Below are 9,220 nucleotides of genomic sequence, written 5' to 3'. Positions count from 1 at the left end.
AGTCTATCTCGAGTAGTGGATCCCCGCCTTCGAGGCTGTCGCAAAACCCTCGTTCCCATGCTCCGCGTGGGAATGCATACGGATCTGTCCGCATGTACAGAAACCTCTCCTTGCCCGAATCTGTGGGGGTTTCAGGCTGGTTATTCACTTGTGGCGAGTACGGTATGCATTCCCACGCAGGACCCACAGGGCCTAAAAGCATGGGAACGAGGTGTTCGGAGGGTTTTGCGACAACCTCCTTCGCGGGAATGACGGTGGTTAGCTGTCCTGAAGCAAAACACCGGGATTCAGGCGTTTTTCCGGGTCAAAATCGTTAATCAGGGTTTCAATTACCCGCATTCCCAGTTCACCTTTTTCTGCAGGCATATAAGGCGCATGGTCACGTCCCACACCATGCTGATGGGATATGGTGGCATGACCTTGAGCAATCACTTCACAGGTTTTTGCCTTAAGCTTTTTCCAACGCTCCAAAGTGGCTTGGTAACTGTCAGCGCAACGGAAAAAATAAGTGGTATAGATACTCGACCCCTGACCATAGATATGGGAGAGGTGAGTGAATACCATGACTTCTTCACCTTCGTCTTGTAGTGCATTTTCCAGAGTGGTTTGCATCTGATTCATCAGATTATCCACATTTCCCCAATCGGTTGCGGTTTCCAGCGTATCAACCGCTATGCCCTGAGCCCAGGTGGTTTCACGCAAGTATGGGAATTTGAAACGACCATGGGCCCAGATCGTGCCCATGATGTTGGCGAGGGCACCACCAACGCCGCCGTGCTGTTTCAAAATCTTTTTAAGCTGTTTCAGGGCGACTTTATTCTGATATTTAGAACCTGTGACGCCAAACGTCAGCATGCAACGGTTGTCATCCAGTCCGCGAAAACGCAGATAACCATCCAGAAGTTTGAATTCCCTGAGCGAAGTGCCTAAATGGGCATGGGCACGAGTCTCTTTTGGGTTACTGACACGCAACATGGACAGTGGGATTTTTTGCTGTGCCACTTCCCGTGCAACGGCCTTGCCTGCCTGCCAGTCCGGCATGAAACACACCATAAATTTCTCTTCTTCAGCCACCCGTTGTACGCGAACCTTTACTTCAGTGAAGATACCCATGCGGCCTTCTGTACCCATGGTGACTTCACGTATGTCCGGGCCAGCAGAAGAAGCGGGAATGGTTGGTATGTCCAGAGTGCCCTGCAGGGTTTCCATACGACCACCGGCAAATATCTGTTCAATACGGCCATAGTGGAGTGATTGCTGGCCCGAAGAGCGGGAAGCAATCCAGCCACCAACAGTAGATAATTCCCAGGATTGAGGGTAATGGCCCAGGGTATAACCGCGGGCCTGCAGCTGGGCTTCAACCTGCGGGCCGGGAGTGCCTGCTCCAAAAGTAGCAATCTGGCTCTCTTTATTGAGATCCAGCAGCTGGTTCATTCGACCCATATCAACGGTCAAAATGGCTTTGGAGTTTTTCTGCGGGGTAATATGACCGGCTACCGATGTCCCGCCACCGTAGGGAATAACAATAAAATCATGCTGAACCGCAAGGTCTAAAATCTCGCGAACCTGAGTACTGGTTTCCGGGTATGCGACGCCATCGGGGAAGCACTCAAAGTCACCGCTGCGCATTGCCAGCCAATCCGGAAAGCTTTGACCACGGGCGTGTCGTACACGATCTTCTTCTGCAGTAATAATCAGCGGGTGTTGGGGCAAGCGTGATGCAGGGACCTTCGCTATCACACTTTCAAGCGTTGCATCTTTTAATGGCGCAGGTTCGCCAATAATACTGCGAATCAATGCACCCCCATGGTCGGATACTTCTTTAATGTAATTCTCATCACCCCAGCCATTCCAGCGACGCATGGTTCTACCTCTATAATTTTTTATTCTTTTGGTTTTTTAGCACTATCGTTTAGATTTAGTAATGTAGCAAGTTGGGCCATACTATTTCAATGATTAGAGGCATCAGGGCTTACCTTTTTCAGAGTAAATCGCCCTTTATCCAGTGGCAGTTTGGTTTCTGTCTTTTGTTTGAAGTTGACCGAGTCAAGATCCAACTGCTTGATACGACTGTCGTACATGGTTTTAAAATACAGCACCCCCTTTTGCTGATCGATAACGGAGGTCCACTGGGTCGCACTGGGCATATTCGGTATATGCTTCCTGTCCTGTGGGCCAAACTCTGAACCCAGTGGTATGTCGAAGTTATTCAGAATATGAAAAGCCTGGGAGACAGCATCTTCACTGGTTTTTATGGGCGGTGCGGTGTGCAGATAAAAGGAAGCGCGGATAAAGCGTGATGGCGGGCTGATATCCCCTGGTAACCCGGCAAAAGCCGTACCGACGCCAAAAGAGTTAGCCTGGTATTTGCCAATTTTTTTAGGGGCTGCACTGCCGGGATTCAGGTGAATATAGTTGTTAAGGTTGGTCACCTGCCAGGGCAAGCCGGGTGAATTGGTCAGCACATCCACTTCATTGTTATAGACATGAATATCGCCCCGGTTGACGATCTCAATCACAATGTTTTCCCCGGTTTTGTCGGTAACGCGCCAGTGAGCAGTGGGTGATGGGTTACCTTTGGCATCAATAGACATTGAAATAATTTTAATACTGGCCATAGCCGACTTCACTTCTGAGACGGTTTTGAACTGGCTGAGCATCCAGCGGACAAAATCTATATCGGTGATATTATTCCTGGTCTTCGCCGGATCGAATCTGGCCAGTGAGCCATAGTCTTTGAAATAAAACAGCCCGGCGGTGAGGCCTGCCTCGTTGATCCCTTCTGCGATAAACCGATCATCACTGACCGGGATTCCTGCAAAGCCATATTTACTTTTCCAGCTGAGCCCGTTCTTGCCGTCGGGCAGGGTAGATGTGTACTGGTAATCACGGGGAGCAAGAATCAGCTTGCTGTTCAGGTTACTTTCTCCCCACTCAATGGTTCTGGCGTGGATATTGGCATTGGACTCGGTGGTGATGGTGATACCCGTACAGGCACAGACAGGTCTGGCCAGATCGATGACTAGCAGAAGAACAGTAGTGGTATATTGGATAAGGGCGATATGACGGGTACTTGATACTTTTCGGTGAGCTTTCTGCGGCATTTAAAAGAGAGTGATGAATCAGTATGGTTGCAGTTGGCCAGTATGGCTATCCGGTAAACGACGTCCTGATTGCTTATAACTGTCAATGCTTCAGGGGTAGCGAGGTGTTAATAGCAATGATTATTTGCCGATTACGTTGTTGATTACTTAAAATTCGAGGTGTTCAATGGATGAAATTATAGCGACTTTGGAGACTGTCCCTTCCGAGTCCTGGCAGATTGTGTTTCTCTCCGCCATGGCCTTTGCCCTGTTTATGGCACTGATACCGGTCAACATGGACCCAACCCGTTTTATCAATGACAAGGTAAAGCATGCGCTCACCTTTATGGTGTTGTTTTTATTGGTTGATCTTGCCTTTTCAACGCCGGATATCGCCTGGTGGAAGCCCGTTGGATTGATGGCTTTTGGTGTACTTATTGAAATGTGTCAGCAGTTGACCCGCTATCGTCGTTTCAGTATTGGCGATATTCTGGCGAATGGGGTCGGCATTGCGCTTTATATTTTGATTGTTATTGCCACAGGATGGAGGCAGTTGCCAGCCCTGACCTGACTGCCTGCCGAGATAGGTAGAGATGTTCTGCTGCTATTTCGGAGAAAAAAAACCATCGGTACAGCTATGATTTTCTGGCTCAGAAACGTTGATGAAGGAGGAGCTGTAGACTGCGCCTACATAAGGACAACACGACTTATGTCCATTATCATCAATCATTTCATAGCCAAATTCAAAGCTCTTGCCGGGGGAGGTCAGAACGCAGATTGCAGGCGTCTCCATTGCAAGGTATCCGGCAGATCTCAGCACAAAATAAGCAGGGTCTTTATTACTCTTCTCAATGGTGGCAAAGGAAGTCAGCCAGCTGGCCAGTTGCCCGTAGGTGGCATCAAGCCAGTGGAATTCCCGGGTAGTCTGGGGACTGGTGAAAATACCGTCGGTGAAGTAGGTGTATTCACAGGCAAAAGAATCGGGTTGACTGTCGGAAACCACTTTACCCACTATTTCACCTGAGCTGGCAGAGTCTGGCAACAATGGTACGACACAGAGTAAAGCACCGGGGCTGGCATTCTGGAACGCTTTGCTGGTCAGCTCGGTGGCGTCTTTCAGGTAGTTGGGGAATTGAGCTGCATGAGACTGAAAAATGGTAGCTGTCAGTATCAGAAGGGCGAAACATATCTTATGCGTGAACTTCATCATTAGTTAGCCTGCTTTTTTTGTGATTGAGACCAGAGGGGCTGGATACTGGTCATCATTAACTATTGCATTACCAATAGGATGGCCAGCATCAGACCCTGGTTTGACTAGAGGAGTTTGACTAATAGGTCAAAACAACCGGACTATTTATCCCACTCACAGATAGGTTTCTCTTCGCAAAGGTGACCCACACAGGTTTTGTATCCACAGACGTGGCTGCCTTCAGGGCACTTATCCCAGTTTGTGAAAGAAGAGCACCGGAAGATGCTGCAGCCATCGCCATTGCAATGATGGCAATCAGGCGACAATGTTCTTCCGGAGCATCCGTTACCGGATGCGAGAACAACGTCGAAATACGGAGAAGCGTAAACCGCACCGACAAAAGCGCCGCAGGATTTCTGCCCGTTATCGGAAACCACTTCATGACCAAACTCGAATCCCTTGGCTGCAGTGGATTGTACGCAGACAGCAGGATAATTCTCCGGATGGTGCTCACAGGATCTAAAAACAAAGTAAGCACTTCCGCTGTCGTTTTTTACGATGTGGGCAAAGGAAGTGAGCCAGCTGGCCAGTTGTTCATAGGTGGCATCCAGCCAGTGGAACTCACTGGTCATATAGGGGCCGGTGAAAACGCCGTTGGCAAACTGGGTATATTCACAGACATAGGAATTGCCATCGTTTCCGGGGATCACTTTACCAATGATATCGCTGCTGTCATATGGCTCGGCCTCAGTAGGCACAACACACAGTAATACGTTGGGTTTGGCACTTTGAAATGCTTCGTCGGTTAACTCCCCGGCATGTTTCATATGGTTGGGTAAGGAATCAGCATGAGCGTTAATAGCGATTGCGGTAAGTAATAGCAATGGACAACAAATCTTACGCATGAGAGACATCATAAGTAACCCTTCTTTTCATTGTTGGGACAATGGATATAGGCAAAGAGTAAAAAAACGTCAAGTGTCTGATTACGACGTCTTTATCAGGTAGTTTTCAAATAAAGAGCCATTATCGCGTGCTGCTATTAAGTTTGCCGTGAAAGAAAATCGCCACGGAGACACAGAGGCACGGAGAAAAGAAAAAGCTTTTCCTCTGTGTCTCCGTGCCTCCCGTGGTTAAATCTTTCATCCTCGAGGGTGACGAACAATCGTCATGAGCATTTGTGTCTTTGCCGTGAAAGAAAAGTGTTGAACCACAAAGGCACAAAGGCACAAAGGCACAAAGTTTTTAATAGTGCTTTTCTTTCATAGCCTGAGGGTGACGAACAATCGTCATGAGCATTTGTGTCTTTGTGGTTCAAAGCTTAATCTACCTTTTGCGACACCCTCTTTGGTAGTTACAGCTCAATCTCATTCGGCTTCCGGTTCTCTACCGGGTCTGGTGTAAGCAGTGCCTGTCTGGCCATCTCCAGATTTTTCCAGGCAAGGTTGTAATGGCTGGGGGATTGATCCAGTGCCTGCTCAAATAGTTGTTCTGCGGCTTCAGGATATCCTGCAAGTAGTGAGATATAACCGACATCATTCAATGCTTCCCATGGCTCCATGGTGGATTTGAGCAGGGTAATAGCCTCTTCCGGTTTATTCTGGCGAATATACAACAGTGACAGGTTACGTGTTGCCTGGGGGTAATCAGGCTGAATATTCAGTGCCTGACGAAAATGGCTTTTTGCCCTGTTCCAATGACCGGCGAGATAGAGTGAATAACCCATGTTATTGATAATTGCGGGATCACTGGGGCTGAGTGTCAATGCCTCCTGATAGAAACTTTCAGCCGCCTGAAAATCTTCCGACAGGTCGGCAAGAATACCAAGGCCATTGAGTGCCTGAGCTGGCTGATAATCTTTATTGTCAGTCATCTGTCGCCAGCTGGTTACCGCTTTGTTGAGCAGTTTCCCTGCCTGTTGGGTCTGTCGCTGTTTCAAACGGGTAAGGCCCAGAGCTTCAAGTGCCGCAACCGGGTGGGGATAACTCTCTACCAGTTGCTGATAAATCCGTTCTGCCAGCTGTTTCTGACCCTTTTGCTGATAAAGTCGAGCCAGTTTCAGGCTGGCAACATAACCCTGATGCTGGCTGTGGGCGTCGGTGCTTTTGTTAACAGTTCCCGGACTATCTTCAGTGGTTGTAGCGTTTTCATCCAGATTGTTCTGTTTTGCAAGTTCTATCGCCTGCACATAGTAGGCAGCTGCCCGGTCAGTCTCTCCTTGTGACCAGGACCTGTCACCTTTCAATAGTGCCTGCTCGAGAGTCAGGTTTTCTTCAATTCCCAGCATTTCTGCCGTCAGCTCGCCCTGGTAAAGGCCGGCCACCGGTGTATCAGCAGACGCTGCCTGTGACTGTGTGTTTTTCTGAAGCCCCTGACAGCCGCTCAATAACAGAGCCAGCACCAGCAAAAGATAGCGGCGTCCCGGATGAAGAAGATGGTCAATCAATCGCATAGGTTACTCCTGCGGGTAGATTTTTATTGGAACCACAAAGGCACAAAGACACAAAGGAAGAAGCGCTTTTCTTTGTGTCTTTGTGGTTCAAAATTATAGCTGGCCAAAAGATTCAATCAGTTTCAAAATGGCGGGCCCTACTGCCACCAGGAAAAATGCGGGTAACAACAGCAGAATCAGAGGGAAAATCATTTTGGTGCCAATTTTGGCGGCCTGTTCTTCTGCGGCCTGAATTCTCCGGTCCCGAAAATCTTCCGAAAAGGTTCTCAGGGTATCGGCGATGCTGGAGCCGTAGCGGATGCTATCGGTCAGTGTCGTGATCAGGCCATCCACCTCCTTCAGTTGGATACGCTGACCCATACTCTGCAGTGCCTTGTCGGAAGAAATGCCCGCCCGCATGCCGGCATTGACCAGTTCCAGTTCATTGGCCAGCTCCGGATGACTGATATAGAGATCATCAGACAATCGTTGTATGGCGCTGCGCAGGCCGAGTCCTGCTTCCAGCGAAACCACCAGTAGATCCAGGGCATCGGGAATGGCATTGCGGATTAATCGTTGTCTTCTCTGGATCATACTGGCCAGAAGCCGGTTAGGCAGCATCATGCCCAGCCAGGCGCTGCCCGAGAAGGCAAAAAGCCATAGCTGGAATGACATCTTTTCAACGGTAAAGGTGCAGATGGTTAATACGACAATGGGTGTTCCCACTGCCAATATGATTTTCAGACCATAGAAAATCCACAATGCACTTTCTGCACGCCAACCGGCCTGAACCAGTTTGGATTGGACCCTGCTGCGTTCCCAGTCATCCCGCGGCAGGATATAGGCCTGAACCGGACGCAGGGCCTTGAGTAAATCAACACCCACCGGCGGAGTCCGGCTTTCCAGCGCTTTCATCTGGTCCAGACGACGACGAACCGGGTCCGTCAGGCCATTGGCAAAGGTCATAATGCCCATCAGCAGGGTGGTTACTGACAGCGTGATCAATGCCAGAAGCACCAGTCGTCCGGCCTGCATGCCCCCGAGGGCAATCTGTAATTCGGTTAACAGACTTTCCATATCGGACTCCTACATTCGGACTTTCAGTAATTGACGAATCCAGAGTACGCCCAGCAGAATCATGGTCAGTGCAGTCATCAGCAGGCTATTGCCGGTTTCCGTTTCCAGTAGCGGTGTCAGGTAAGCGGGGTTGATCACATACAGTAAGCCAAACATCCCAAAAGGAAGGAGGCTGAGAACCCAGGCACCCATCCGTCCTTCGGCGCTCAAGGTTCGTACACGACGCTGGAAGCGAAAGCGTTCCCGCATCTGCTGATTGATCCGACCAAGCACTTCGGTAATGTTGCCACCGGTATCCCGCTGCACCAGGATCGATACCACCAGCATCATCATGGCCATGGAAGGGACTCGCTGTAACATGCCCAATAACGCCCGTCGCATATCGTTGCCATAGTTAATATCAGCAAAGGTCAGGGCGAACTCACGGGCCAGCGGATTGGCCTGTTCCTCCGATACGATGCGGACGGTCTCGATAAACGGGTGTCCTGCACGCAGGGCGTTGATCATGGTTTCCATGGCATTGGGAAGCTGTTCTTCAATTCGGTCCAGCCGTTTTTTGCGGTCCAGCAGGATTTTAATGAACGGGAGACAGAGCCCTGCGATAAAGGCGACAGGGGGCAGGGTAGGGGCGTCAGTGATCAGCCAGAAAAAGAAGCTGGCCATTAATCCTCCGGCAAGGGACATCAGCACAAGGCGATAGGCCAGCATCTCCCGGCCGGATTGCTCGATGACCAGACCGAGCTTCTCCATCAATGGCAGTTCCTCAAGCCGGCGCTCCCAGGGTTTCAGGTTTCTCAGGTACTTTTCCCGCAGAACCCGCTGCAGCGTCGGTGTGTGATCGGCCAGTTCAAGGCGATTCATTCGAATTTTCAGTCGTCTTCGAACTTCGTTCTTTTCCCCGACCAGCGGAACGGTGAGGGAAATCATCAGAATAAATACGGCGGTAAAAACCAGCAGGGCAAAAATCAGTTGGGAGTTCATGAGGTCACCCCCAATTCTCCGGCCGGGCCGTACTGCCACTCGGTATCAAACACTTCTCTGGAAAGCTCGATGCCATAGAGGCTAAGTCGGGTGTAGAGTTCCGGAACCAGACCGGTGGCTTTATACACACCAGTGACCTGACCGGATTCATCATGGCCGCGACGCTGGAAGCGGAATATCTCGGTCATGGTAATGACATCCTTTTCCATGCCATTCACTTCCTGGATACTGACAATTCGTCGTTTACCATCTTCCATACGTTCCAGCTGAATCACCAGATCAATGGCGGATGCAATCTGCTCTCTCAGAGAATGCTGGGTGAAGGATAAACCGGTCATCTGCACCATATTATCCAGTCGGCCCAGGGCATCCCTCGGGGTGTTGGCATGGATTGTTGTCAGGGAACCGTCGTGTCCGGTATTCATGGCGGTCAGCATATCCAATGCTTCCGCCCCTCGA

General features: G+C 49.9%; 9 protein-coding genes. 1 reads left to right on the top strand and 8 read right to left on the bottom strand.

Annotation, left to right across the window (positions count from 1 at the left end; genetic code table 11):
• Positions 1 to 258 precede the first annotated feature (258 nt).
• Positions 259 to 1,863: an FAD-binding oxidoreductase gene (locus RM811_RS02090; protein WP_402520291.1), complete on the bottom strand. Its 1,605-nt coding sequence runs from the start codon at positions 1,861 to 1,863 to the stop codon at positions 259 to 261.
• An 86-nt stretch (positions 1,864 to 1,949) separates the two neighbouring features.
• The gene (locus RM811_RS02085) at positions 1,950 to 3,104 is read right to left on the bottom strand and encodes a linear amide C-N hydrolase (RefSeq protein WP_402520289.1); all 1,155 of its coding nucleotides are present in this window, start codon (positions 3,102 to 3,104) and stop codon (positions 1,950 to 1,952) included.
• Between the two features lie 166 nt (positions 3,105 to 3,270).
• Here RM811_RS02085 and RM811_RS02080 point away from each other — a divergent pair, with 166 nt between their 5' ends.
• Entirely contained in the window at positions 3,271 to 3,654 is a 384-nt protein-coding gene (locus RM811_RS02080; protein ID WP_402520287.1) for a VanZ family protein, read from the top strand.
• Positions 3,655 to 3,687: 33 nt separating this feature from the next.
• Here the strand turns inward: RM811_RS02080 and RM811_RS02075 are convergent, their stop codons facing one another.
• The 6 genes from RM811_RS02075 to RM811_RS02050 form a co-directional block, all read right to left on the bottom strand.
• Positions 3,688 to 4,293: a hypothetical protein gene (locus RM811_RS02075; RefSeq protein WP_402520285.1), complete on the bottom strand. Its 606-nt coding sequence runs from the start codon at positions 4,291 to 4,293 to the stop codon at positions 3,688 to 3,690.
• A 140-nt stretch (positions 4,294 to 4,433) separates the two neighbouring features.
• On the bottom strand, positions 4,434 to 5,189 hold the full coding sequence (locus tag RM811_RS02070; RefSeq protein WP_402520284.1) for a hypothetical protein: 756 nt from the start codon (positions 5,187 to 5,189) through the stop codon (positions 4,434 to 4,436).
• 437 nt (positions 5,190 to 5,626) lie between these two features.
• On the bottom strand, positions 5,627 to 6,724 hold the full coding sequence (locus RM811_RS02065) for a tetratricopeptide repeat protein (RefSeq protein WP_402520283.1): 1,098 nt from the start codon (positions 6,722 to 6,724) through the stop codon (positions 5,627 to 5,629).
• A gap of 93 nt (positions 6,725 to 6,817) precedes the next feature.
• Positions 6,818 to 7,780 (bottom strand): type II secretion system F family protein, encoded by a 963-nt coding sequence (locus RM811_RS02060; RefSeq protein WP_402520281.1) that lies wholly within the window; start codon positions 7,778 to 7,780, stop codon positions 6,818 to 6,820.
• 9 nt (positions 7,781 to 7,789) lie between these two features.
• Positions 7,790 to 8,761: a type II secretion system F family protein gene (locus RM811_RS02055; protein WP_402520280.1), complete on the bottom strand. Its 972-nt coding sequence runs from the start codon at positions 8,759 to 8,761 to the stop codon at positions 7,790 to 7,792.
• A partial coding sequence (locus tag RM811_RS02050; protein WP_402520278.1) for an ATPase, T2SS/T4P/T4SS family occupies positions 8,758 to 9,220 on the bottom strand: 463 nt, incomplete at its 5' end. The genes RM811_RS02055 and RM811_RS02050, both read right to left, overlap by 4 nt.

Source organism: Endozoicomonas sp. (genome assembly GCF_031844845.1).
GTDB lineage: Bacteria > Pseudomonadota > Gammaproteobacteria > Pseudomonadales > Endozoicomonadaceae > Endozoicomonas.
The sequence above is the reverse complement of the archived record's forward strand: the minus strand, read 5'-3'. Positions and strand labels throughout refer to the sequence as shown.

What these genes read in the sequence shown, in the direction of transcription:
- RM811_RS02090 (WP_402520291.1), bottom strand. Translation starts at nt 1,863, where the DNA reads ATGCGTCGCTGGAATGGCTGGGGTGATGAGAATTACATTAAAGAAGTA.
- RM811_RS02085 (WP_402520289.1), bottom strand. Translation starts at nt 3,104, where the DNA reads ATGCCGCAGAAAGCTCACCGAAAAGTATCAAGTACCCGTCATATCGCC.
- RM811_RS02080 (WP_402520287.1), top strand. Translation starts at nt 3,271, where the DNA reads ATGGATGAAATTATAGCGACTTTGGAGACTGTCCCTTCCGAGTCCTGG.
- RM811_RS02075 (WP_402520285.1), bottom strand. Translation starts at nt 4,293, where the DNA reads ATGATGAAGTTCACGCATAAGATATGTTTCGCCCTTCTGATACTGACA.
- RM811_RS02070 (WP_402520284.1), bottom strand. Translation starts at nt 5,189, where the DNA reads ATGATGTCTCTCATGCGTAAGATTTGTTGTCCATTGCTATTACTTACC.
- RM811_RS02065 (WP_402520283.1), bottom strand. Translation starts at nt 6,724, where the DNA reads ATGCGATTGATTGACCATCTTCTTCATCCGGGACGCCGCTATCTTTTG.
- RM811_RS02060 (WP_402520281.1), bottom strand. Translation starts at nt 7,780, where the DNA reads ATGGAAAGTCTGTTAACCGAATTACAGATTGCCCTCGGGGGCATGCAG.
- RM811_RS02055 (WP_402520280.1), bottom strand. Translation starts at nt 8,761, where the DNA reads ATGAACTCCCAACTGATTTTTGCCCTGCTGGTTTTTACCGCCGTATTT.